22 protein-coding genes and 1 tRNA gene are annotated in these 24,639 nt (G+C 46.4%); 12 read left to right on the top strand and 11 right to left on the bottom strand.

From position 1 onward, the window contains the following. Positions 1–183: 183 nt before the first annotated feature. Complete coding sequence (locus ACLSU7_RS01310) at positions 184–381, bottom strand: hypothetical protein (protein WP_413293717.1); 198 nt, start codon at positions 379–381, stop codon at positions 184–186. Positions 382–645: 264 nt separating this feature from the next. On the opposite strand from ACLSU7_RS01310, the gene ACLSU7_RS01305 reads away from it, so the two are divergent. The 6 genes from ACLSU7_RS01305 to ACLSU7_RS01280 all read left to right on the top strand — a co-directional run bounded on the left by ACLSU7_RS01305 (position 646) and on the right by ACLSU7_RS01280 (position 10,990). Further along, positions 646–1,584: a DUF1524 domain-containing protein gene (locus ACLSU7_RS01305; protein ID WP_413293716.1), complete on the top strand. Its 939-nt coding sequence runs from the start codon at positions 646–648 to the stop codon at positions 1,582–1,584. Continuing rightward, the gene (locus tag ACLSU7_RS01300) at positions 1,584–2,264 is read left to right on the top strand and encodes an RluA family pseudouridine synthase (protein WP_413293715.1); all 681 of its coding nucleotides are present in this window, start codon (positions 1,584–1,586) and stop codon (positions 2,262–2,264) included. The genes ACLSU7_RS01305 and ACLSU7_RS01300 overlap by 1 nt, the downstream gene beginning before the upstream one ends. Before the next feature lie 11 nt (positions 2,265–2,275). Further along, the gene (locus ACLSU7_RS01295; RefSeq protein ID WP_413293714.1) at positions 2,276–3,475 is read left to right on the top strand and encodes a serine hydrolase domain-containing protein; all 1,200 of its coding nucleotides are present in this window, start codon (positions 2,276–2,278) and stop codon (positions 3,473–3,475) included. Positions 3,476–3,643: 168 nt separating this feature from the next. After that, positions 3,644–9,079 carry a thrombospondin type-1 domain-containing protein gene (locus ACLSU7_RS01290; protein ID WP_413293713.1) on the top strand — a complete coding sequence of 1,812 codons (5,436 nt, stop codon included), beginning with the start codon at positions 3,644–3,646 and terminating at the stop codon, positions 9,077–9,079. Between the two features lie 138 nt (positions 9,080–9,217). Continuing rightward, positions 9,218–9,640: a KH domain-containing protein gene (locus ACLSU7_RS01285; protein WP_413293712.1), complete on the top strand. Its 423-nt coding sequence runs from the start codon at positions 9,218–9,220 to the stop codon at positions 9,638–9,640. Positions 9,641–9,703: 63 nt separating this feature from the next. After that, entirely contained in the window at positions 9,704–10,990 is a 1,287-nt protein-coding gene (locus ACLSU7_RS01280; RefSeq protein ID WP_413293711.1) for a helix-turn-helix domain-containing protein, read from the top strand. A gap of 86 nt (positions 10,991–11,076) precedes the next feature. Here ACLSU7_RS01280 and ACLSU7_RS01275 read toward each other — a convergent pair whose 3' ends face one another. From ACLSU7_RS01275 to ACLSU7_RS01260, 4 genes are all read right to left on the bottom strand, one after another. Beyond that, the gene (locus ACLSU7_RS01275) at positions 11,077–11,535 is read right to left on the bottom strand and encodes a hypothetical protein (protein ID WP_413293710.1); all 459 of its coding nucleotides are present in this window, start codon (positions 11,533–11,535) and stop codon (positions 11,077–11,079) included. Positions 11,536–11,651: 116 nt separating this feature from the next. Continuing rightward, positions 11,652–12,179: a hypothetical protein gene (locus ACLSU7_RS01270; protein WP_413293709.1), complete on the bottom strand. Its 528-nt coding sequence runs from the start codon at positions 12,177–12,179 to the stop codon at positions 11,652–11,654. A 105-nt stretch (positions 12,180–12,284) separates the two neighbouring features. Continuing rightward, positions 12,285–12,827 (bottom strand): isochorismatase family cysteine hydrolase, encoded by a 543-nt coding sequence (locus ACLSU7_RS01265; RefSeq protein ID WP_413293708.1) that lies wholly within the window; start codon positions 12,825–12,827, stop codon positions 12,285–12,287. Positions 12,828–12,841: 14 nt separating this feature from the next. Continuing rightward, complete coding sequence (locus ACLSU7_RS01260; RefSeq protein ID WP_413293707.1) at positions 12,842–13,249, bottom strand: GFA family protein; 408 nt, start codon at positions 13,247–13,249, stop codon at positions 12,842–12,844. 119 nt (positions 13,250–13,368) lie between these two features. On the opposite strand from ACLSU7_RS01260, the gene ACLSU7_RS01255 reads away from it, so the two are divergent. Next, positions 13,369–13,460, top strand: a tRNA-Leu gene (locus tag ACLSU7_RS01255). A gap of 202 nt (positions 13,461–13,662) precedes the next feature. Here the strand turns inward: ACLSU7_RS01255 and ACLSU7_RS01250 are convergent. The 5 genes from ACLSU7_RS01250 to ACLSU7_RS01230 form a co-directional block, all read right to left on the bottom strand. Then, entirely contained in the window at positions 13,663–14,094 is a 432-nt protein-coding gene (locus ACLSU7_RS01250) for a hypothetical protein (protein WP_413293706.1), read from the bottom strand. 85 nt (positions 14,095–14,179) lie between these two features. Next, positions 14,180–15,985, bottom strand: a complete 1,806-nt coding sequence (locus ACLSU7_RS01245; RefSeq protein ID WP_413293705.1) for a hypothetical protein — start codon at positions 15,983–15,985, stop codon at positions 14,180–14,182. Between the two features lie 55 nt (positions 15,986–16,040). Next, positions 16,041–16,724: a hypothetical protein gene (locus tag ACLSU7_RS01240; RefSeq protein ID WP_413293704.1), complete on the bottom strand. Its 684-nt coding sequence runs from the start codon at positions 16,722–16,724 to the stop codon at positions 16,041–16,043. Next, positions 16,721–17,398 carry a DUF3943 domain-containing protein gene (locus ACLSU7_RS01235; protein ID WP_413293703.1) on the bottom strand — a complete coding sequence of 226 codons (678 nt, stop codon included), beginning with the start codon at positions 17,396–17,398 and terminating at the stop codon, positions 16,721–16,723. Before ACLSU7_RS01235 ends, ACLSU7_RS01240 begins: the two co-directional genes overlap by 4 nt. Continuing rightward, a complete protein-coding gene (locus ACLSU7_RS01230; RefSeq protein ID WP_413293702.1) occupies positions 17,373–18,125 on the bottom strand; it encodes a phosphatase PAP2 family protein in 753 nt (250 codons plus the stop codon). The genes ACLSU7_RS01235 and ACLSU7_RS01230 overlap by 26 nt, the downstream gene beginning before the upstream one ends. A gap of 96 nt (positions 18,126–18,221) precedes the next feature. Between ACLSU7_RS01230 and mdtD the strand changes: the two genes are divergently transcribed. Then, on the top strand, positions 18,222–19,661 hold the full coding sequence (gene mdtD, locus ACLSU7_RS01225) for a multidrug transporter subunit MdtD (RefSeq protein WP_413293701.1): 1,440 nt from the start codon (positions 18,222–18,224) through the stop codon (positions 19,659–19,661). A 99-nt stretch (positions 19,662–19,760) separates the two neighbouring features. After that, complete coding sequence (locus ACLSU7_RS01220; protein ID WP_413293700.1) at positions 19,761–20,645, top strand: 3'-5' exonuclease; 885 nt, start codon at positions 19,761–19,763, stop codon at positions 20,643–20,645. Position 20,646: 1 nt separating this feature from the next. Here the strand turns inward: ACLSU7_RS01220 and ACLSU7_RS01215 are convergent, their stop codons facing one another. Further along, on the bottom strand, positions 20,647–21,126 hold the full coding sequence (locus ACLSU7_RS01215) for a GreA/GreB family elongation factor (protein ID WP_413293699.1): 480 nt from the start codon (positions 21,124–21,126) through the stop codon (positions 20,647–20,649). 61 nt (positions 21,127–21,187) lie between these two features. Here ACLSU7_RS01215 and ACLSU7_RS01210 point away from each other — a divergent pair, with 61 nt between their 5' ends. From ACLSU7_RS01210 to ACLSU7_RS01200, 3 genes are all read left to right on the top strand, one after another. Continuing rightward, on the top strand, positions 21,188–22,474 hold the full coding sequence (locus ACLSU7_RS01210) for an Hsp70 family protein (RefSeq protein ID WP_413293698.1): 1,287 nt from the start codon (positions 21,188–21,190) through the stop codon (positions 22,472–22,474). 157 nt (positions 22,475–22,631) lie between these two features. Beyond that, positions 22,632–23,306, top strand: coding sequence for a PilZ domain-containing protein (locus ACLSU7_RS01205; RefSeq protein ID WP_142700508.1), 675 nt, complete (start codon positions 22,632–22,634; stop codon positions 23,304–23,306). A 105-nt stretch (positions 23,307–23,411) separates the two neighbouring features. Next, positions 23,412–24,491 carry an AI-2E family transporter gene (locus ACLSU7_RS01200; protein ID WP_413293697.1) on the top strand — a complete coding sequence of 360 codons (1,080 nt, stop codon included), beginning with the start codon at positions 23,412–23,414 and terminating at the stop codon, positions 24,489–24,491. Positions 24,492–24,639 lie beyond the last annotated feature (148 nt).

Genomic DNA, 24,639 nt, shown 5'->3' with positions numbered 1-24,639 from the left:
TTTACATGAAAAGCGTAAAATAATTAGGGTCAGTAAACAACTCTTTACGATACGGCACTTTTAATATTCAAAATCGGGCGCGCGATTCGCAAAATAGAGCGGCTGCTTTAGAAAAAACAAAACCCTCGACTGGCGAGGGTTTCACGAACATTTGAATCAAATGTTAAGACGGAATCAGAGAACTTAGTTGCCCTTTTTTTCTTCCGCAGCGTGGCAGTCAGCGCAACCAGAAGCGGAAGCTTTTTTATCTACGGCACATTCACCACCTTGACATGCTGATTTGGCTTTATCCATACCACATGCACAAGATTCTTTTTTTGCAGTCGATGCACACGCACCCAAGAACAAAGCTACCAAAGATGCGAACACGATTTTTTTCATCGGGACTCCCTATGTTGATTATCAAAGTAATAGAATTTTGTGATTATTTCTCGAGCAGATCAAGGGAAGTCTTCCAGACGCACCATGATACTAGCCCTCTGCACCAATGAGTAATTTAAGAGCAGAAACATCGTCCCGCCTGCACTTAACGCAAGGTGATATTCCCCGAACCAAAAACTGACAGAATCAATTGTTGAAACTCTAATAAGTCTCAAGGTAAAAATTTATCCATTCGCGGGGGGAATAATGGATTTCGTGAGGGGCATGAAATTCGCTACGTTTATGGGGGTCTTTGCAACAGCTTTGCTGAGTGCAAATACGACTCTGGCCGAGGAGTCATCACAGACGACGACTCCAGTGCACGCATCACAAACGGGCGATTCACAGCAAGCGGTACCCGCTCCATATACAGATAAACCACAATGGCATCAGTTCTATATGATTGATGACACCAACTTGGATCAAATCACTGTTCGCAGCGCTCAAACACTGCCAATGGAACTGATGGCTCCGACAGAATTGATCACGACATTCGCTAAAAAAATCAAAGTAGCGGTCGTGAATCTGCTTCGTTGGAATCAATATAATTACGACATGCCAGTACCGGCTGAAAAATACATGCGCAAACTGCACTTCGGTCGCTGGATCAATGATCCATCCGACGAAACATGCATGAATACGCGCGCTAAAGTTCTAGTTCGTGATTCCAAAGGTGAGATCACTTACCGCAATGGCAAAACTTGCGTGGTGGAAGACGGCCTTTGGGACGATCCGTACACGAACACCGAGATCACTTCTTCTCGCCAGATTCAGATTGACCACATGGTTCCACTAAAAAATGCCTATATGTCAGGGGCCTTTAACTGGGATTATAAAACTCGCTGCTTGTATGCGAACTACATGGGCATGAGAGAGCACTTGGTTTCCGCCGAAGCTCACCAAAACATGTCCAAAGGCGATAGCGGTCCGGAAGGCTACCTTCCACCGTTTGAACCAGGTCGTTGCCAATACATCCGCAACTGGATCGCCATCAAAATGATCTGGCGATTAACGATGAATCCTGAGGAAGCAAAAGCTATCAGCGATAACATCATCAAGTACAACTGCAAGGCCTCTGATTTCGTCTTTACCAAAGACGAATTGGACAACCAACGCAACGTTATCACGCAGAACTTGAACTTCTGCATGATCAATAAAAGATAATGTTTAAAATTCTGTTCGAGGATGACTGGTTTTTAGCGGCTGAAAAGCCCGCCGGTCTTCCTTCGCAAGCGACGGTGGATAAAAGCCGTCCTGACTTTTTCACTCAGCTAAAAAAACAACTGCAAGCAGAGCGAGGCACGGATTTCTATCTGGCTCTACACCACCGCCTGGACCGCGACACCTCGGGTGTTATGATCTTTGCAAAAAACAAAGAGGCAAACGATCCCTTGGCCACTATGTTTAAAAAGCATTTGATCCAAAAAACCTATCGCTGCCTGACTCGCAATCGCAAGATGCCAGAAACTTGGGAAATCCAAAACCATCTGGGCGAGGTCAAAGATCACAAGCTTAAAAAAACCAAGATGAAATCCACGACATCCGGTGGTGATAAGGCTCACACCAAATTCCGTCTGATTGAGAAATACAAACACGGAATGCTGGTGGAAGCGAAACCGCTTACAGGTCGTACGCATCAAATCCGCGTGCATCTAGCAGAAGAGCATATGGGGATTTTCGGTGATGATATTTATCCGTGCAACAAGACACCACTGGCTCCCCGCTTGATGCTTCATGCATTAAGCCTGGAATTCGTTCATCCTTTTACCCAAGCTTCGATAAAAATAGAATCTGCTTTACCCGAGGACATGAAAGAATTTATCCTTTTACTGCAATCCACTTAAGGAGTTTCAGTATGTTGCGATTTTTTCTTTTCGCGATTCCGCTTGTACTTTCAGCTTGTGCCACCCAACCGGCTCAAAAAAAAGAAACCGCAAACTATGATCAGTTCCTGCAAAACTTTATTCAAAAATACGATTTCCCGGGTGCCTCCCTGGCTATCGCAAAAAATGGAAAGATCATTCATACCAGCACTGCAGGTTATGCAAACGTAGAGAAGAAAACCGCTCCCACTCCTGAAACTGTGTTTCGTATCGCCAGTGCCACGAAACCGATTACAGCCATCGCGGTATTTCAACTTTTAGAACAATCCAACACGGATATAAACGCCGCTTTGAACCGCCCCGTTTTTGGCGTCAAAGGTTACTTGCCTGAGTATTCTAAAATCAAAGACAAGCGAGTTTTGAAAATCACTCTGCGCGATCTTTTACAGCATACGGGGGGATGGGATTCCTCTAAGAACGACTATGATCCCCAGTATGACCTTTACAACATCGCTAAAAAGATGAAAGTCAAAGCACCAGCGGATGCAAAGTCTGTGATTCGCTATATGCTTCAATATAAAAATCTGGAAGTGGACCCTGGCAAGGAATATCACTACTCAAACCTGGGCTATAACATCCTGGCGCGAGTCATTGAAAAACTAAGTGGTGAAACTTACGAACAGTATGTTTTGAACCACATAATGAAACCAGTCGGCATCACAGATATGAAAATCGCCGGCAGCCGCGAAAAGGATCTCTTGCCAAACGAAGCGCGATACTATGATGATCCCCGTGCGCCGTGGGCTATTTCTCAGTGGGATGGAAAAACCAAAGGGCCTTTGGCTTATAACGAATTCTATTTTCCAACAATGGATGGTCACGGTGGTTGGTTAGGAACTCCGAGTGATCTGATTAAGATTCTGCATGCCGTGACACCGGAACTGGGTGGAGTGCAGCTTTTAAAATCTGAGACAGTGAAAATCATGACAGCTCCTGTGGTAAACACCGGCAATCCCACTGCGGGACTGGGTTGGGTGATCCGCGAAGAGGGTAAAGATATTTCTCATGCCGGAGCGCTTGAAAATGGCACGCTTTCATACTTCGTGAGACGCTCTGATAGTTCTGCATGGGCTGTGGTTTTTAATCGCTTGCCGATTGAGGATCTTTCTGAATTAGGACCTCTGGCACAAGACATGATCGAACAAATGAATGCCGAGTTGAGCAAGCGTTAACACTGCAGTTAACTCTGTAAAAGAGCTTGCAAGAAGTAGTTAAAGGACTAACAAGAAGCGCGTTTTAAGTCGAGAAATAGAGTTACAGTTTTTACACAGACAATTCTTTCACTCATATTGAATCGCGTTTCGCTTTTGTAAACATCTTATCGCCCCGATAAATACAGTATGCGCTTCTTGAACGTCCTTTGCATACTGATCGCAACCGCATATCTTGCGGCTTGCTCTCTCGATCTGAAAATCAGATCCGGGCTTATCGTTGATGCGCAAATCAATCTGATTAAAAACACTGCAAAAGCTGACAACATTGATGAAATTGTCTTGGAAGCAACTTTAGTAAATAAAGAAACACGCGAGCCTTTGGCAAATCACCCCGTCACTCTTTTAATCGATAACGAAGCCAATAATCCAAAATATAAAGTGACTTGTGGCTCTACGAATTCTCAAGGTAAGGGAATTTGCACGATCACCTCCAGCACCTGGTCCAAAGTTAAACTTCGTGTCGATACCGGCGATCCCGTCAATGAGGTGGCCTCTGTTATCGAGGAGCTCGCGGCAAAGGATGCGATATTTTTTGATATCAACTCTTCCGCATATGAAACTTATCCAGGATCTTTTTCCTCCTATGCGAATGCAGACTTGGGAGTCGTCTCCGTTACTATTTCTTCCCGAACCACAGAAAATAATCCAGTGATTGGCATGACTCCCCGAATGAATATCATGGGTCCGGGAACAGCCACCTTTAACTGTTCACTGACTGATGCAAACGGCGAAGCCATCTGTGTTGTTCAGGCGGATATCGCGGGGACATATGAAATAGAAGTCATCACACCCCGTTTGGAACATACGGTCCCTATCGTTTTTGTTGAAAGCTCCCGCAGTTGCACCATTGCCAATGCCACCGCTTCAGAAAGCTGGGGCCAGGGAGGATCAGCAACTTGGGGCGCGTGCAAGATCACAACGTGCGATCCAAATTACACGCGAACTAGTGACACAACTTGTGTTGCTGACAATCGCGCGTGCGTGCCATTCCCTGTTGGAGCAGACAATGCCACCCAACTTTGGGAAGAATCACTTCAAGACACCTGGGGTGCCTGTATTATCACCGCCTGTAAAATTAATTATAATCTAAATGGCAGCGGCGGAGGCAATACTTGCGTGGCGGCTACACGCATAGCGCCCCCGGAAGAACTTCCAAGTCACGCAACAGCGGGAGAACAAACCTGGGATGGCACAACCTGGGGACCGGTCGTCGTCAGCAAGTGTGAATACCCCTATAAAGTGGTCAGCGCTAATTGCACTATGTCTGACATCACACCTGATGCCTTTGTTTTGCTGGATAAATTTCAACAACCATTAGATCAGGATATTTATTCCGACGCCATTGTGATTGCAGGCACAGAACAAGCGATTGAAGTTGCCATCAGCGGCGATCCGACGGCTTTTGCGGAAAGACTTCCCCAAAGCGGAACCGACTGGTTGCCGTTTGATCCTGACACGGAAAAACTTAGCAACGGAGATTCCCTTCGCCTGGGCGTTCATTCTGCAGCGACCATTTCCACGACATCCTCGGTAATTTTCTCCTTGGGTGCCATGGGGCCTTTAGAGTGGAAGGCGACGACAAGAGACTCTTTGCCGCCGACGGATATTACGCTGCTTCATAATGACAATGAAAAGGACTTCACAATCTCCTGGGACACTGGAGGCCTGGGTAATGCGCCCTCAAGCTGCGAAATTCAAATCCGCAAAAATGGTACGGCATGGACCACATTAGGTTCGGCAGTGGACTGCGACAGTCCGTTAACCGCCACCACCTTACAACTACCTTCCGGAGTTGGTTTTTCAAATGACTGGAATGCCACTGGAATTCCACTGCGCATTCTACGAACGACAGACTCGGTGGAGCTCACACAGTTATCGGATCGCCTTAATTGCATTCCCGATCCCGCTCAGCCAGCCGTGGACGATCCGAACCGAGACGAAAACTGCAATACCAATTGGATCGATGATGCCGACAGCAATCCACCCGTGGGCGGTAGCTTCACCATTGACGAAGCATCACCTGTCGCAAGTCCATTAATACATTTAGCTATTGTCTGCGCCACTGATGCTGAAGGACCCGTGTCGGTTGCATACGGTGAAACATCACCACCTACAAATTTCGAAGCTTGTACAGGATCAGTCACTTTAGAATTAAGTGCTGGCACAGGTTTGAAAACAGTTTATTTACAATTCTCCGACGCCGTCGGAAACACCCTGCCCGTGATTTCGCATACGATTTTTTTAGACCAAACTCTGCCCGCGGGTGGAAGTCTTCAGATCAATTCGGGCGCCCCTGCCACGAACTCTGCCAATGTCACTTTAAATCTGACATGTCCCCTGGATAATGGGATTCCAGCAAAAGTTGCCTTCAGCGAATTACCCACTCCGGGAGATCCCGCTGTCGGTTCAGACTGGGAAACTTGTTTAAATTCCATGCCCTTCACCTTAAGCAACGGAAACGAAAACAAAACGGTTTATGTGCGCTATATTGATGAGGCTCGAAACGTCAGCAACGATATCAGTTCTGACATAGTTCTGGATTCTGATTTGCCAACAGGAAGTCTGACTTACACCGACGGCTGGCAAAACAGTTACAGCATCAGTTTGTCCGCCTCTGCAGCTGATGCCACGACAAGCATTGCCCAATGTGAAATGCAAGTGGCAGAGGCTCCAATCTCTTCCGGTGTGGTAGGAAACTTTGGATCATTTACCACGATTTCAAATACATGCGGCAATCAGTCCTTCACCACGGCAGTAAACAACATGGCTTATCAGTTCCGCTATAAAATAACGGATCTGGCAGGAAATTCAAATATCATAACCAGTGCTTCTATCACGAAAGTCGATACCCAAGCACCTTTGGGCGGAGACTTTAATTTCGTGCAAAGCTCTCCTGTTGTAACACCGGGAGTGACTTTAAACATCACCTGCGCCAGTGATGAAAACGGTTCTTCACGCATGGCATTTGGTGAAAACGCTTCTCCGACAAACTGGCAAACCTGTGTTTCTTCAAAAAGCTATACCCTGACGTCGGGAACGGGAACAAAAACGGTTTATCTGCGCTTTATAGATGATTATGGAAATGTCAGTGGTGCGGTTTCCCACGCGATTGATTTAGATCAGACTCCACACGGAACAGGCGCTCTTTTAATTAACGATGACGCTGAATTCACAAACACTCTCAATGTAAATTTACAATTGGATTGCGTTATCCAAGGGGGACTTCCGCAACAAAGTGCCCTGGGAAACTTTGTCGATCCCGGTGATCCCGGCAACCCAGGTGACTGGTCCACTTGCGTGGCCACACCTCAGCCCTACACGCTTCCTGCAGGCGATGGCATAAAATCCGTTCATGTTCGTTATGTCGACGACACGTATGTCGCAAGCGCTGACTTCAGCGATTCTATTATTCTGGATACGACCGCTCCCACGGCTTCGGTGTCCTATCTCAATGGCTGGCAGACTTCCACCGCCATTTCGATAACAGCTTCAGAAAGCGATGCCACTTCTGGAATTGACGAGTGTGATTTACAACAAGCTCAAGCAACTCTCACGGCAGGTGTGCCCGGTGCCTTTTCGGCGTGGACGACAGTTAGTACAGATTGTTCAAATTATGCAACGACGGGTGCGAACGGCAGTGCTTATAAGTTCCGGTATCGCGTGCGCGATGGTGCCGGAAACTACAGCGCATGGAATGACCCGGGAACAACAACAAAAATCGACAACGCGCCTCCGACCGGTGGAGGCTTTGCGATTGCCACACCATCCCCAACAGGGACAACGGCTATTAATTTAAATATTACTTGCGCGACTGACACACAAAGCACCCCCCAAGTGGCTTTTGGTGAAACCGCAAGTCCAACGAACTGGCAAGCTTGTGCGGGCACGAAAGCCCTGACCTTAAGCACGGGATCAGGAACAAAAACTATCTATATGCGATTCAAAGATGCGAACGGAAATATTTCCAATACCGTTTCACGTAGCATTTATCTGGATCAAACAGCACCCACCGGAGGCTCCGTGACGATAAATGGTGGAGCGGCTTACACGAATTCGTTGGCCGCCACTCTCACGCTGGCTTGTCCCTTGGATAATGGGACCGCTACGAAAATAGCCGTGGGTAATGCGACAAACCCCGGAAATCCCGCAGTTGCCAGCGACTGGCAGACTTGCACAACTTCACTTGCCTATTCTTTGCCTACAGGTGTCGGCACAAAAACTATTTATGTGCGTTACCTCGATGCTGTGGGAAATGTAAGTGCCACTGTTTCCGATTCGATTTATTTTGATAACGTCGTACCGACAGCTTCAATCACCTATGCAAACGCGTGGCAGACAACAGCAACTATTTCAGTCACGGCCACTCAAGCCGATGCCAATGCTGGAATTAACTCCTGTATTTTGCAATTAGCTCAAGCAACGATCACCAGCGGCACCGTGGGTGCTTATGGTGCGTGGGCCAATGCCAGCACGACCTGTGGAAACTTCACGATGACCGGAGTTTCAGGCAAAGCTTATAAGTTTCAATATCAATCCACAGACAAAGCTGGAAACGTCAGCACCTGGTCCGCTCCAGCAAGCGTGGTAAAAATTGATACCTCCGCTCCAAGTGGAGGATCTGTGACAAACGCAAATGCCATTCAAACCACGACTGGAATTTCTATTCCCGTAAATCGCGGAAGCGATACGAATTCTGGCATGAGCGCAACAAATACAGATTATACTTTACAAGTCGCCTATGCCACTCTGAATACGTCGACGCTTGCTTGCGGAGCCTTTGGTGCTTTTGCAGATACCGGAGCTTCAGAGTCAGCGACTGCGACTACTTACAGCTATACGGGAGTTCAAGGTCGTTGCTATCAATTCCGCTATATCGTAAAAAATGCGGCAGGTATTGCAGCTACTTATACTGGAACGAACATCACTAAAATCAATTACACGTACGCTTGGAGTATCGGAGCTTTTGGAGCCTGTAACGGTGGTAGCGGCAGTTGGGCCTATGGTTCTTGGTCGGCGTGCTCAGGCGGCAGTGGAACCTGGGGTTATTCCGCTTGGGGCTCGTGTTCTTTGAGTTGTGGTGGAGGAACTCAAACCCGTACAGCCACATGTAACAAAACTGCATCGAGTGGTTCACAAACTCGAACAGCCACTTGTAATAAAAATGCGAACAGTGGTTCTCAAACACGCACAGTGACCTGCACGCGCAGTGATTCCACAACCGTGGCTGATAGCTTCTGCGGCACTAAGCCCGCGACATCTCAAGCGTGCACGCCAACTTCAAATACCGTGTGCGGCACCGCAGTGACTTCGCAAGCATGTACACCCACATCGAACACTGTGTGCGGAACTCAAGGAGCGACAAGCCAAGCCTGCAACACCCAAGTTTGCTGTACGAACGCGAACAACTCCACGAATATGTGCCCGGGCAATACCTATACTTATCAAACCATGAGCGGCGGCGGCCCCGGTGGGTTCAGTAAGTGCGCTTCCGGCTCAGGCTCTTGCGGATCAGGCAGAACTGCATCAGGTAACATTGTCATTTACGATTGTCGTTGCAATTAATGTGACTGTTCTCGCGATTTTCTCCTGCGACCTACAACCTTGTTTATTGCAAAATTCCTGACGGACATGGTGGACAGAGGCTAGGGATCCTCAGTTACCCTTATTTCCTGTGGCGCATTTCCGACAGGTAATCCAACAATGGCTCATAACGGAGAAGGAACCATGCAGGATATGGAAAAGAAAATACCCACGATCATCGTTCGCAAACCACAAGCCGAGTGCGGATCAAAGTCTGGAGCTGAGGACACCCCGATGATGGATTTCATCCCCAACAAAAACGAGGTTATAGAAAACACCCGCATCAAACTCGAGGAAATCCTCAAGATGATCGTCGACCATCCGGAAGAAATTTCTGTGACAGTGAAACAAGGTGAACGCACTACAATCTTCAACATCGAATGTTCCAAAAGAAATTTCGGCAGAATGCTGGGTTCTCGAGGGAAAATGATCGGAAGCCTGCGCAATGTAACCTTAGCGATGACCGCTCGTCATGGAATTCGCTCGATTATAGAAGTTCCTTACTTTTCACAAGATATGAAGCCGCTTAAACAGCCCGCATAAACAGATTTACATTTATTCAAACTAGACTGTTACATTTAAGCACAATTAGTATGCTTAATTAATATGAGCAATGAACTAATTGAAATCGATTCCAATGCCTTACGCAATTTATTGAAACATCATCAGATGTCCCAGTACGATCTTGCAGTAAGGCTCGATATTTCAACGAAAACCATCCAGCGATGGCTGAATCAAAGTATTCGCCGGGTCAAGCCTGAGACAATTGAAAAGCTCGTGGAAGTTCTGGGTCCGACAGCGGGGGACATTAAACGAGACTCCCCTGTTTTAAGTCTGCGCCCTACGGATAAGGCCGTGGCGGAAATCTGCTCTGAAAGATCCTTTCAATCCATTCGCCTAACCGATGACTGGAATAGGTACTTGGAAATTTTAAAATCTATTCATACAGAATCCCTACCGACTGAGCAGTGCTTTGTGATCTCGCGAAATATCGGGATATCCTCGTTCTATCTGGGAAAATTTCAGGCGGCCAAAATTCATCTTAGCAAGGCCATGAAATACGCTGAGCTCTTACAAAACGAAAATCATCTGGGAGATGTTCGCAACTGGTTTGCTCGCTTGGATGAAGCTGTCGGCAATTTGTTTAAAGCTGATGATTATTTAAATCAAAATCTGCAACACTTAAGCAAGATCACTCGCCCGAGTGTTCTAGCCGAGTATGCCTATGTGCGGGGCCGCGTGCATTTGCACCGCTGGCAAAATGCTGAAGCCGAAGTGCAACTACGACGAGGCTTGCTAACCACTCTCAAAGCGCGCTCCAAACCTTATCCGCTGCTTGCGGCCTGGATGTACCTTCATTTGGTTCATCTGTACTTACGCACGAAAAATCTTCCGAAAGCCCAAGCCTGCTGCCGTCGTTTTTTAAGTACGGCAGAAAGATCTGGTTGGGGTCGTGGCATTCTTTTGGGAAACTATTATTTGGGAATCATTGAAGAGTTTAAAAATGGCCCGAACACGCGTTCTGCCCAGTATTTTGGAAAAGCTCGCATGATGCATAAATGCACTTTGGTGGATCGCTATTGTCCCCTTCTTTCCCAGGCGGAGTTTTTGTATTTCACTTTAAAAGGCCGTTACGCTGAAGCCAGAACGATTCTTGCGCACCGCTTGTTTAAAACTCGCCGCGCAGAATTTTATCTGGCGTCGACGACGATCGATGGACTTTTGCTTTCAAAGTTAAACCCCGGCAGCCACGGTATTCGCAAAAGCATGATCGCCAAGGCCAAGGAATATTATCAAGCGCAGGGCATTGAATACCCTCTGACCTTGATTGAAAAGCTTGAAGGGCGCACCGAAGTCCTGCCTCAAGAAATCGCCGAATTTTATTACTATTAATTTGCAACACGTTTAAAAATAAAAAAAACCCACATCAACTGTGGGGTTTTTTATTTTTTCCTAATCCGACTGGAGAGGAGGGCGTCTTATTTTTTAGCAAAGGTGCAAGTGTCTGAAGAAGTCCCGTTTCCGTAATATTCGCTGTATGTGTATTCAGCTTTCACCGTTAAATCTTGTGAAGAGCGTGTAAGAACGAAGTTTGTTTCTTCGCCTTCCCAGCCCCAGTCACCCATTTTGATTTCTGTTGCGGTAACACTGTCAGGTGCTGTGATCGCTGAAGAATAGACTGCTAGATCTTTAAAAGCTTCTTCATCACCAGCAGTCAGGCTTACGTAAACGCTGCCTTTGCCATTGATAGTCGTGTAGTCGAATTTCAAGTTGCATGGACGACCGTTAGCAGCTTTACCAGCAGTCAAATCGTAACCACGAGTGTATGAACGAAGAAGTTGGAAGGTATTCAAAGCTTCGTCAGGCAATTGGGATGCTTGAGCGAAACCAGAAATCATAAGACCAGTCAAAAGAACCACTGACGAAAGCGCTTTCATAAAAAACTCCCTATTAGGTTTTGGCTGGAACCTCTTTTACTCGGGAACGGCTTTTTAGGAAACAACAATCTCTGTAACCATAGAAGGATTACCCGACTCTAACGAGATCCTAACAATTAAGGCTCGTCAGGAGTTTCTTGGGCACTTACACACACCAGATCTGATTGTTTTTGCGAGCAGGAATAAAGCTCGTTTAAATCGGCTGCGGGACTAGAAATGCGCCCATAAACAGTCGCCCCTAGCTGCCAGAACTTCAGTTGACCGATACCCCAGGGACGAGGGATTTGGGCTTGTTGAAAGGCCGCCTCGTAAATTGCCATCGCAGAATAGCTTCCACCCGGCGTATAGTAAAAACAACGCGGATCGCGGGCAACCTGCTCACAACCCTGATAGGAACAAATGTAGTCGTTTAAAATCACATCGACCGGTGAATCCGCATGGTAAACGGTGACCTTGTTTTCGTCCCCAGCTGCGGTGATAGAGAAGCCCATAAAGTTATTGGAAGGCTTATTTAAGCCCAGATTGTTCTGCTTGGCATAGATCTGCAAGGTTTCCAGCAAGTCCCCTTTAAAGGAGCCTTCTGCCGCAATGACCGGTACCGATAGAAAAAGACCACATAAGAACAATCTGAACGCATTTCTCATAGAGGGTAGATCGGAACCCACCCCTATTACTTAACCAAACGTCTGAATGACTAGACTTGGTTATGTAAAACGCGACAACCGTACTGTAGCACTATGATTCATTGTCTAAATTAGGGTCGCCCGGGTCGCGAAACTGGTGCGAAACAACGCCTCGTCGGCTTGGACATCCGGATCAAAGCAACAAGCACGGGCGAGATAAATGCGATAGTCGGCATCACTGGCCCATGCCACCGTGGAAAACAAAACTCCACTGCTGGCGATTCCGGCCATGACGAGTGTATCAATGCCTTGAGCGCGTAGATCGTGATCTAAGTTTGTTCCGTGAAAGACGCTTGCACGCAAACAGGTGTAGATGCGATCGCTGGGCTGAACATCCAGTCCCTCTACAAATTTGGATTCTCTAAACAACCCTGCGCTTTTGACCGTGGTGATAAGCTTGTTGTTCTCAGTCACGGGCTCATTTGGCTTGATCAGTAAATTAGCAAAGATCACAGGTCTTTCTGTTTTTCGCCAAGTATCGATCAGGTTGTTTGCACGATCAAGCATGTCCGTGGGAAGACTTCCTGCGAGGACTCTGAACACATCGTCCTGGAAGTGCATCATCAAAAGAGCGGCTTTTTTAGTATCGACGTTTTGAAGAAAAACCATTCACTGATCCCTCACTAAGATGGAAACGTTTCAAACTTCATGGCTTTTTCGAGATCGACATCCCAGGTGGCTTTACTTGAACAGAAAATATGGGCATTCGGTTTGATCGAAAGCTCGCTGTCTAAACTTCCCGCCGGAACAACCAGCATCTGACCATTCATCTGCAAACCCGGTAAAGCTGAACCGCACTCCTTACAAAAGCTCTTGGAGTGTCTGGTTCCCGGCAATGTGAAGCTTTTGACTTCACTCTCACCGCTCAGCCATTTTAGCTGCGCTTTGGAGGAGAACAGGTTCGCTCCGTGAGCAGACCCTGTGTCCTTTTGGCAGTGCTTGCAGTGGCATAAAAAGAAACTTTCGAAGCTGCCATCGACTTCAAATTTCACCCGCTGACACAAACAAGAACCCTGATATTGATCATTCATAGGTTTATGGTGCCACACTTGCCCGATATTGTGGCAAGTCTTTGGTTTTTTTAGAAGTTAACGCCGCGCCCAAAGTTGACCTTTAAGCAAAGACAGGTATCATCTGTTCTTTCACGATTGCCTCGGTGGCGAAATTGGTAGACGCACAGGACTTAAAATCCTGGGATTCCTTTACCGGGTCGTGCCGGTTCGATTCCGGCCCGAGGCACCATTCCCTCTCCAAATTTCTTCGGACAGTCCTCGTTCTTTTTATTTACCGTTTTATTTTGTTGGTTGATTGGTTCAATGTTTTTTCTGTGGCTTCGTTGTGGCTACAGAGCACTGCGGAACTTGAAATTTGGAGAGGGAATGGTGCTCGTGGTTTTGGGATTTTACTGGCTGGCCCCTGCGGGGCTCGCTTTTGACGTAGGCCTCTACTTACAGGCAGTTTCTTCTAGGGCTAGGTCTTTGATGGCTATACTTCCTTCGCTGCAGCCTTCGTTGCCGTGGGTGATTTCTCCGGCCATGTATTTGGAATTTAGTATCAGGATACCACCGATGACTTTTGCATTCACTCTGCCGCCATCGCAATCAACGATGTATTCGGAAGGTTTACTTTTTTCGGCATTGAATGCGGATGTGTTGAAGGTGTAGGTCTTTGATTGCGCTTTCACTGTGATTTGTGGCGTTCCATCGATAACATCCATAGATGCGTTTGCGGTGTGGGCCTTTTCCTTTTGCTCGGGAGTTGCATCGGATGTGATTGTGATGTTTTGTGGGTTAAGAGCTTGGTAACACTTTTCTTTTGCAAAAGAAATTGAACTGGCAAGAATAAGTGATGGAATTAACACGCTCGCTTTTTTCATTTATATCTCCTGGCTAAAAGATAAGTAGCATCAAAACTTTCCCCCACCAAATTGCGAATCGGTAAATGGAAAAAAGCATGGACCACTATTTCGTATTATATAATCGTAAGTTTCCCTTCACGACCTTTGGAAGACTGACACCCTCGGTGGATTTAAGAGAACGTAGATCCAAATTTCCATTTACGGTTGCTGGAAACACAATTCCCTCTGCTTGCTTCAGATAGCTCAACTGAATATCGCCGCCCACTTCCGAAGGTAGCTTCACGCCCCTGGCACTGATTACATCGTCCATTATTAAACGCCCCGTCACCTTGTGTGGGAACACCATGCCTTCAGCGGAATCGACGCGCATAAAGGTTAGATCGCCATGCAACAGCTCCGGCATTTTTTGATGAGGATCAAGAATGACCAGATTACCAACAAGGACTTTAAAGTTTTTACCGGCATTAATAAATTCAGCAGCCGACAATGCGATTTCATCTTTTTTATAGCGTCCATCAAAAATCAATACAAAGTCTTCTCTAAGATCACGCTTGCTTAAAATTTCCTCGATGCGCGGATCTTTCTGATGACCGAAACCTTGAATCGGTCTTTCGACTTCACGAAGAAATACAAGTTCGTCTTTATTGAGTGCTTGCCCCAGGCGGAATTTCTTTTCAATGCCCGTAAGCTTTCTCATGTCTGAATCCTTTTGTGCAAATGCAGCCCCACGTTCACCAAAGGAATTCACTTTATCCGAAACAATTGAAGACGAGAGAATCTGCGAGTCTAAATTCTGATCTTTACCCACACCACGAACTTCAGCAATTTGATCTCCATCCATGCGGATCGCCGCACGAGGAAGAACGCTTTGCCCTGTACTATCTTTGCTATAATAAACATAAAAATCACCGCCACTTAATTGTCTTTGAGCTGTGGCTTCACCAGCTGTACACCAACCGGTATTGCGGCCTTCAAGGGATTTAACCAAAGGCATGGGGTCCGACCCGCGCTCATAGCGAATCCAATGACCTTCATTTGTCACGTAAGAGCCCACCTGTCCCACGCCCAACTTTAACAAGGCCTGCCCATAGAGTTTACCAAAGTTCATACCTTCCAGGGATTTTAGAAATACGGGATCCTCGATTTCATCCAAAGACTTCTTATTTACTTTTCTGACAACGGCATCAGCAACATAAGCCAAAGCCTCATGATTCACTTCCACAAACGGAGCAACAGTCTCTTTGCTTCTGTTACCAAAAGAGCCGGTTTCACCATCGTACTTTGAAAGCTTTGTCATTCCCGTGAACATCCAATATTTCAACCACATCGGATAAATTTGAGTGTCCTTGGAAACCAAGTAATCGACCCATAAATCCAAGGACCGCTGTTGATCTCTGATAACAGTTTCCGCAAGCTCCACTCTTTGCTGGGCACTTAATTTAACGTCGCCGTGTCCACGCTCTTTCGCGATACGCATCTGCTGCGAATAATAGCTCTCAGGCACATCAAAAGGTTTCATCAGGTATTGATTGCGCAGAACTTCTTTGACTTGATCACGTACATATATTGATTTGCCAGCTTTAGCCGAAATCTTGCCCAATTGCCCTAACCACGCATCCAATTTCTCGGCGGGTTTGGAAAGCATCTTGCCCGTGGATTTTTGAGTTTGCTGGGCTGTTTTTTCAACAAAGGGAGTGATGTGGAGTTTAGAATCTCTTTCATGAATGAAAAGAGCGCCTTGTTTGAGTTCTGCCTTTTGAATACTGGTAAAAATTCCTGAGCAGGATTCAGCAGCGAATGTCTCATTTTGAAACACCACATTGAAGGTCAAAGAAAATAGGAAGACACCTGTAAAGAGTCTAAGCAATGAAGAGGGCCAAAGGCCTCTGTCTTTGAATTGATTAAGCATAAGAGAGTCTCCCAATATGCGAATATTCAATTTCAAAAACGAGACCTAGCAGTGCTTAGAAAATGAAACCACCCATAGTGATATAGAGGGTGTACAACTGAGAGCTACCGTCTAAGGCTGAACGTGCAACCACCACGGGAACGTCTTTTTCCATTTGAATGCCGCTTTCACGAGTCATCCACTCCCCGGTGGCCGCGACCTCCCAAAACCAGACATTTTTATTTTCGGTCAAACGCATCCCCCCGAAAGCGATACCCATCATAGGTCCTTCGAATTGGATGCGGCTATAGGCCTCTTCAAATTCCGGAAGTTTTTGACCGTCGGTATATACGACATTTACACTCGCTCCGGTAAAGAAACGAAAGTAAGGAACCTGTTCATCATACCAACCTTGCGGCAGTCGATACCGGAATCCCACTCCGAATTCAGTCCCCCAAATTCGCAGTTCGTTGACTCGCGCAAATTTTATCAATGAACCCGTCTCAAGAGCCCAGCGATCGTTCAGATAATAACTGACATCGGTTTTGACGGCGAGACCCAAAGCATATTCACGAGTGGAACCTTCCACCAGATAAACTCCACCATGAACTCCAAGACCCGCATTGATATGCAATCCTTCGCGCCAAATTAAATCAATCGGCGGCAATTCAGTTGCGGCGGTCACCGTTTCCATTTCAGCCTTGGAAACACAGGAAACTAGCAAAACAAGAATGATGGAAAATAATTTTGAACTTCTCATTCAAAACTCCAAGACAGATTCACACCTTGAAAGTTTTGCGAAACCACCGGCACAGCGACATAACCATACTGGGAGCTCTTTAACAAACTAAAGGGATTAAATACATAACCCAACAAACGGTTCGGCCAAGTTTTCTTAGAATGAAAATAAAGGCTCAATTTTTCAAATCCCACACCGACCACAGTTCCCAACACCGGTGTTTGATACAGATCCTGATAACTCGGAGCTTCCGTCACGGTCTCAATGGTAAACTCAAATGCCGTTGATGAGGCAACAGTCCATAAAAATGCTTCCGTTTCCGAGTAACCACGGGAGCGATAGAATTGATAGTAAAGCTCACCCGACAATGAATGCTTAAAGATATTATAGTCGTAAGAATCTTTGTCGTAATCTGCATAGGAAGGGTTCGTAATCCAATTATGAAAGGAGCCGTGTTCTTGAATTGTTTCAGCCTGTGTGATTGCGTACACGATCCACTGCAGCCCATACATGATTCCGAAGTTCTTTAGCTTTTCATGTTTTTCAAATTCTGATTTTTCAAAATGACGGTACTCTTCATAAAGACCGGAGGGATCTTTTTGAAGATTTGCTGCCTCTTGCGCACGCGCAAGGGACGATAGCAAACAAGCGGCACTTAGAAAAAGTGCACTAAAAATCTTTAGAGAACTGAACAAGGAGGCCTCCGTCAATCGGCACAGGATAGATCATAGTCGTATTCTTTTTCTGGCTTTCAGTCACGAGCGCACTTGCACGCCCCCAATAAATTCCCAGGGCTGCCGCCGCCACCACATCACTGAGCCAATGGACTTGTGCTGATATTCTGGATGCGGCAATAAAGGTCGCCACCCCATAGGAGGCCGTTCCAACCCAAGGACCATAGGAGTAAGCCATGGACGTCGCAATCGCAAAGGCATTCGATGTATGTCCAGAAGGCCATGACCAACCACGATCTCCCGTCGGTCTTTGTCGATTGATACTCGCTGCCAATGTCACGTGTGTTACTGTCGTCAAAAGCATCGCACGGAAAGATTGCAAACCGCCTGGTTGATCCCACCAAAGTTGTGAAAGAGCTAAGACAACTCCTGGCCCACCACTTCCCAGGAAGCCACCGAGCTGCTCCCATGAATCCGACATGATGTGATGATTCTGAGTGTATTCAAATAATTTATCATCCTGAGTACCTGCAGCCGCCGAAGCCATTAAGCCCCCAACAATAATTCTTGCACCGGTCTCATCGAAACCTTGCACGATTGTTGGTTTTAATTGGTCATCCCACACCCACGGAAAAAATGCTTTACCTTCGGTTGGATCATTCCACTCCCCATCCCCAGAGGCAAAAGACATATTTGAGAGTGAAAAAAGAATGAATGTGATTGCGACTAACAAACGGTGAGCTGTCATTTCATTAGTCTAACTGCATATCAACATACTCGTCAAAAGCGATCTCTCTTTGCTAGTCTTTCAAAAGAGGAGTAAAACAGAAGATGAGGTTCATCTATGTCCCCAACCCCCACCTCCACTCACTCCGCGTCTCCCGCATCGAATCGTCTGCTATGGTTAGTTGCAATCGGATTTTTCATGGAGACTCTGGACTCTACGATCGTGAATACCGCTCTGCCAAGCATGGCAAAAAGTCTGAATGCCAGTCCACTGCTGATGCAGTCAGTGGTGATTGCCTACGCTCTTACGATTGCCGTTCTTATTCCCGCTTCGGGTTGGATCGCGGACCGCTTTGGTACTCGCAAAGTCTTTTTCTCGGCGATATTTTTATTTACCTTGGGCTCCTTATGTTGTGCGATTTCGCAAACATTACCGCAGCTGGTAGTGTCGCGAGTTCTGCAAGGAGTCGGGGGCGCCATGATGATGCCCGTGGGTCGCTTAGCGGTTCTTCGAGCCTTTCCCGCCAATCAGTTTCTTCGCGCGATCAGTTTTGTCACCATCCCCGCCTTGATTGGGCCCTTGATCGGCCCCACTCTTGGGGGTTATCTGGTCGAGTACGCTTCCTGGCACTGGATTTTTTTGATTAATATTCCCGTGGGAATTTTGGGATGCATTGCCACTTACATCGACATGCCTGACATTCGCGGCGTCGAAGTTCCAAAATTTGACCTGGCAGGTTTCATCATGCTTTCCACTTGCATGGTGATGATTTCATTTGCACTGGACGGAATGTCGGAATTGGGCTTTCAACATGCGACGGTTTTACTTTTAGTTATTTTTGGTATGGCAGCACTCACCGCTTACTGGTTGCACGCTCGCCGCCATTCGCGCCCGCTTTTTTCGTTAAAGCTTTTTAGCTCCCAAACTTATACCATAGGACTTTTAGGAAATTTGTTCGCACGCATTGGCAGCAGTAGCATGCCTTTCTTGATCCCTCTGTTTTTGCAAATCAGTTTGCGCTATTCACCATTCGAAGCAGGACTTACCATGATCCCCGTGGCACTGGCGGGAATATATGCGAAAAAATTAGGGACACCTTTGATCATGCGAATCGGATATCGCAACACTTTGGTTTATAACACGTTATGTGTAGGAATCATGATGGCAAGCTTTGCCTTAATCACCGTCGATCAACCCAAATGGATCCGCATTCTTCAGTTGCTGGTATTTGGAACTGTGAACTCCCTGCAGTTCACAGCGATGAACACTTTGACGCTTAAAGATCTGAATGCGAAATTTGCTTCCAGCGGAAACAGTCTGTTTTCAATGGTGCAAATGTTAGCCATGAGTTTTGGCGTCGCCGCTGCCGGCGCCCTTCTTTCCACCTTTGCAAGTCACTATCCCGCGATGGAAGGTGGAGGCATGGCTTTACAGGCCTTCCGTGCCACTTTTCTTTGCATGGGGCTGATCACATGCAGCTCGGCTTGGATATTCTGGCAGCTTCCCCCGGAGATGATGGCGCGCGCCGAAGATCCTAAGAAAGTCACCGTCGAATAGATTGGATTTGAAGCCGACGCTGCATTTCCTGACATAAAAATCAGATGAAACTCACCTTAACATCAACAATAATCCCCTTAGTAATTCGTGGGAGAACTTATGGCATTTCGTTGGATCGGAAAATCAAATGATGGAAACACAGTCACACTGAATAAGCTTGTGGAGTGCCCGGTTAAATACCCCGAATATGCTACGGACACTTGGCTGAGCACCAATCAAGACATCGTTCGCAAGGGCATGGTTTTAGACGTTGAGACAACAGGTCTTAATCAAACCGACGATGTCGTCATCGAAATCGGTATGCGCCAATTTGATTTCAACAAAAACACCGGCGAAATTTTGCGTCTGGGAAAATCCTATTCTGCATTCCAAGACCCGGGCCGCCCACTTTCTCCAGAAATTATCGCGCTGACTGGAATTACGGACGCGGATCTTGAAGGTCAGAAAATTGATTGGGCTCATGTAGATCAATTGATCTCAGAAACTTGCCTGGTGATTGCTCACAACGCAAAATTTGATCGTCCGTTCATTGATCGCAAATCGAAAACTTCCACAGAAAGAATCTGGGGTTGTTCATTTAAGCAAGTCGATTGGAATTCCAAAGGCTTCACAAGTCCCAAGCTTGAGCTTTTAAATATCTATCACGGGTTTTTCACAGACTCTCACCGCGCACTGAATGACGTCGATGCGCTTTTGTATTTGTTAAGCCACTCCGCTCACGACACGGATAAAACTTACTTGTTTGAACTTACAGGGAATGCCCGTCGCATGATGACTCATGTGATTGCAAGCTCTGCTCCTTTTGAATCCAAAGAGCATTTGAAAACTCGCGGTTACTCGTGGGATAACACGAATCGTTTTTGGTCTAAGATCATCTTTAAGGATGATGTGAAAAACGAAATCACGTGGCTTGAAGACACGGTTTACTGCGGTCCATTCAATGGCATTCAGCGTGATATCGCTTTAATGGATAACTTTAAGTAATTTATTTTACGGAAATGATTTCGTATTCGCGAGTTTGGTCGCCTTGTTCAACGACGGCGACATCGCCTTCGCGAAGATCTAACAAGGCTTCACCCAACGGACTGCTGGGTGTAACGATTTGAACGCGCTGGCCTTCGAAGGTCACATTCACTCCCCCACCATGAGTCATCATCAAGAGGAAACTGTTCTTGCCGTTATGTTCAACTTCGATCAAAGCGGTGCCGGCGATTTTATCATCAGGACCGAAGTCCTTTACATTCACGTGGGTTAAAATAACCAAAAGCTCTTTCATTTCGGCTATACGTTTAGCCTGACCTCGCGCCAGATAAGAAGCCTCGAGGCTTCGAGTATCGTATTGGTTCTCAGGTTTGGCTTCTTCGCTGGTGGCCGCTTCGATGGATGCTTTTGCGGCAGCCGTAAGACTTTCCAGATCTTTCTCAAGTTCCGTTCGAATTTGAGTTATCAATTTTCTCTTATCCACAGCGCCACCTCGATGCTACAATAACTCCTTTAGAGTGTCTGATTTGAACAAGGATTGCAATATGTCTGATTCGTTTCTTGCCATTGACTTTGGAACCAGCAATTCCCTGGTGGGAGCATTCCATAATGGAAAAACTCACGGGGCACTTCCGCTGGATCATAAGGCCGCAGATCCGACACTCATGCGCACCCTTTTGTATTTTCCAAATCCCGATCTTTGTTATTACGGCGCCGAAGCCATCGAGCAATACATCGAACAAGATATGGAAGGTCGACTTTTCAGGTCTTTCAAGTCTCACTTACCAAATCAGAGTTATCTGGGAACGGTGATCGACAATCGCATCGTGACCTTAGAAAACATGGTAGGGATTTTTCTTTTAGAATTAAAAAAGCGCGCAGAAAAACATTTGAATCAACAAATTACTAAGGCCGTCATTGGCAGACCCGCTCGCTACTCCATGGATCCCGTGGCAGATGGCTTCGCCCTGCACCGCATGGAAAAAGCCGCCAGGATGGCAGGCTTTACTGACGTTCAATTCGTACCAGAGCCTTTGGCCGCCGCCTTTGATTACCGCAAACAAATCACGAAAGAAAAAATTGTCATGATCGGCGACTTCGGCGGAGGAACGTCGGACTTTACTTTAATTCGCCTGCGCGCCGAGGGCTTTGATAACAAAGACGTGCTGGCGATTGATGGCTGCCCAATGGCGGGCGATGCTTTGGACTCTGTTTTCATGAGTCACCGTTTGAACCAATATTTTGGGGCAAAATCCCGCTATCGTCTGCCGATGAGTAACAACGTCCTGACCATGCCACCCGCCGTGTCGCAAAAATTAAACCATCCAGCGCACATCGTGCATCTTAAAGAAAAAGACACTTACGAATTCATCCGCGAGGTGAAAAAGTGCTCCTTAACCGCTCAAGACAAAGAAGCCATCGAGCGTTTATTCATTTTGCTGGAAGACCAACAGATCTTTCCGTTTTTTGAAGCCATCGAAAAAACCAAGCGCGGGCTTTCCGCGGCTGTGGATTTTGATTTTAGCTTTGATTATCCAGAAATCGAAATCAGCGAAAAATTCACCACCACACAATTCGTGGATTGGGCGATGAATACTCGCGAAAAGATCTTTGAGGGTTTGGATCGCTGCCTGGAATCTGCAGGTGTTGGCGCTGAACAGGTCGATCTTGTGTGTCTCACTGGCGGAACAGCCAAAGTCCCTTTTATTCAAGATGAGCTGGAAAAGCGCTTTGGTAAAAACAAACTTCAAACCCAATCTCACTTCCATTCCGTGCTCTCGGGCCTGGTGGAATCGGCTAGCTTCTGGGCAAACGGTCAAAAGGTCACTTAAATTTCAGCTCATATTGATCCTGTTAGAGTTTAAAGGCTGTCATCTAAAACCATGACAGCTGTCTAACTTTTTCACCTCTCCCCACAGTATTTTACAATTGGCGCTGGCCCCCAAGTTGCTTTGTCTCATTGTACGAACACGCTCTGGGGAGGGCTCAATGATGAAAGCACATGTTTATATCAATGGTATCCACGCACTGCCACCGCAACTTAAAAAAGACAAATCACTGAAGTCAGAAATCGTCGATAATCCTTATGAACTGCGCGACAAAATGAAAGACGAAACCATCGCTGAAAAAATCATCGTGGCGTTTTTGCCGTTTTTAGAAATCCGTCACTATGAACTTTACATGCACCTGCAAAAAACCACGCCCAATCTTAAGATCTTTTTTATCGTAAGTGAACTTTCCAGCAACATGCGCATTCGCCTGCGTGCGGATAATAATTTCGTGGTGATGTGGAAAACGGAAGAAACAAATCTGGTTAAAAATATTCACAAATATCTGGATGGCAAATCTGTGGAGTCACGCCAGGATCGCAGAGAACATGCAACTTCCAAAGGCCTTTTGAGTCCTTCCAAGCTGCCACTGGGTCATCAAAACAAGGGCTTTCAACCAATTCTGGGCGGAAGTTTCGAAAACCTCTCCCCCCATGGAACCTGCATGAAGATCCAAGCACCCTTTTACGAGCATAAAGACTTTGTGAATCTGACGTACCAAAATAAAGAGGGTGAGTTTGTGTCCTTAGAGGGCCAAGTGCGCTGGTCGAAATGGAATACAGACACAAAAACTCAAGAACTGGGAGTTCAATTTCTCTCTTCCGTCATTGTTTAAAATAATTTAATGTACGTTTCTTTCCGCGGGAAGTTATAGATCGTAAACGCTCCTTCCCGCGTCTCTTTTCTTGCATGCGTTCATAAAACGAAGTTTAATCTATCCATGATTGAAGCATTAAAAGAAAAATCTGAATTAATCACTTGGGCCCTTCTGATCACTCTTTCCGCTCTGTTCCTGTACATCAATATCCCCTTCTTGATGCCGCTACTTTTAGCCGGCATCTTTGCGATGGGATTAATCAACTTCGTCAACCGCATGGCTGCAAAAACTCGCGCGCCACGATGGTTGTCGGTATTAGGAATTGTTTTAGTGGGCCTGGCTCTAATATGGATTCCGATTTCTTTAGCACTTTACCGTATCGGTGTTCACTTAAGCGCTCCTCAAGAATTCCAGTCTTCGCCAATCATGACTCAGCTAAAAGGTTTGCAGGAGTCAGGGCTTAATCTTTTAAAACAGGCCACCGAATGGACGGGATACGATTTGGTAAAGCCTGCTCAGGGCATGATGACGAGTGTGTTTGGTAAAGTTGGAAATTGGGCCCTGGCTTATTCCTCCGACGTCGTGTCACAGCTGCCTGGGATTTTGTTTAACTTCTTTATCTTCGTTTTGTTTCTGTATTTCCTGCTTTTGAAAGCAGCACAGATCAAAGAGTTTGTTATTCGTTACAGCCTGGTTGAAGACGGCTTAACTGAATCCCTGGTTAAACTTGCCAAAGATTCTTGCTCGGTCACTTTGTTCTCCACTTTCGTGATTGGTTTGATCCAAGCATTCTTTATCGGCATCGGCGGCTTAATATTCGGCGAAGGAGATTTCTGGTTGGTCGTAACCGTGACGTTCGTGGTTTCCTTTATCCCGATCATAGGGGCAGCACCAGTTGGTTACTTACTTTCAGTTCTTGCCTTCATCGGCGGCCGCACAGGTCCCGGTATTGGCATGGCTGTTATCGCAACAATCGCTGGTACCATCGATAACGTACTGAAGCCTTTTTTCGTGGGGAATCTCGGAGATCAAAAGATCTCCCCACTGATCGGCTTTACATGCGTTATCGGCGCCATCGTAATGTTTGGAATCTCGGGCTTGCTACTTGGCCCGGTGATCATGAACCTTGCTTACGGCGCCATCCCACTGCTTTTAAAACACCTAAAGCACAACGGCTCCACATTCTTCACCAGCGACACTTAAAAAGGTACGGACTTACTTTCTCCCAAAATGAAAAAGGCAGGATCTCTCCTGCCTTTTTCATTTTTAAGTAAGTAACTACCTTTTGAAGTAAGGCCGTACCTTTTACTGAGGACGTACCTTCTGGAGAAAGTGTGTCCGTACCTTTTAC

Origin of the sequence: Bdellovibrio sp. HCB185ZH (genome assembly GCF_047302455.1) — a bacterium.
Lineage (GTDB): Bacteria > Bdellovibrionota > Bdellovibrionia > Bdellovibrionales > Bdellovibrionaceae > Bdellovibrio.
Note: the sequence above shows the minus strand (reverse complement) of the source record. Positions and strands in the feature narration are given on the sequence as shown.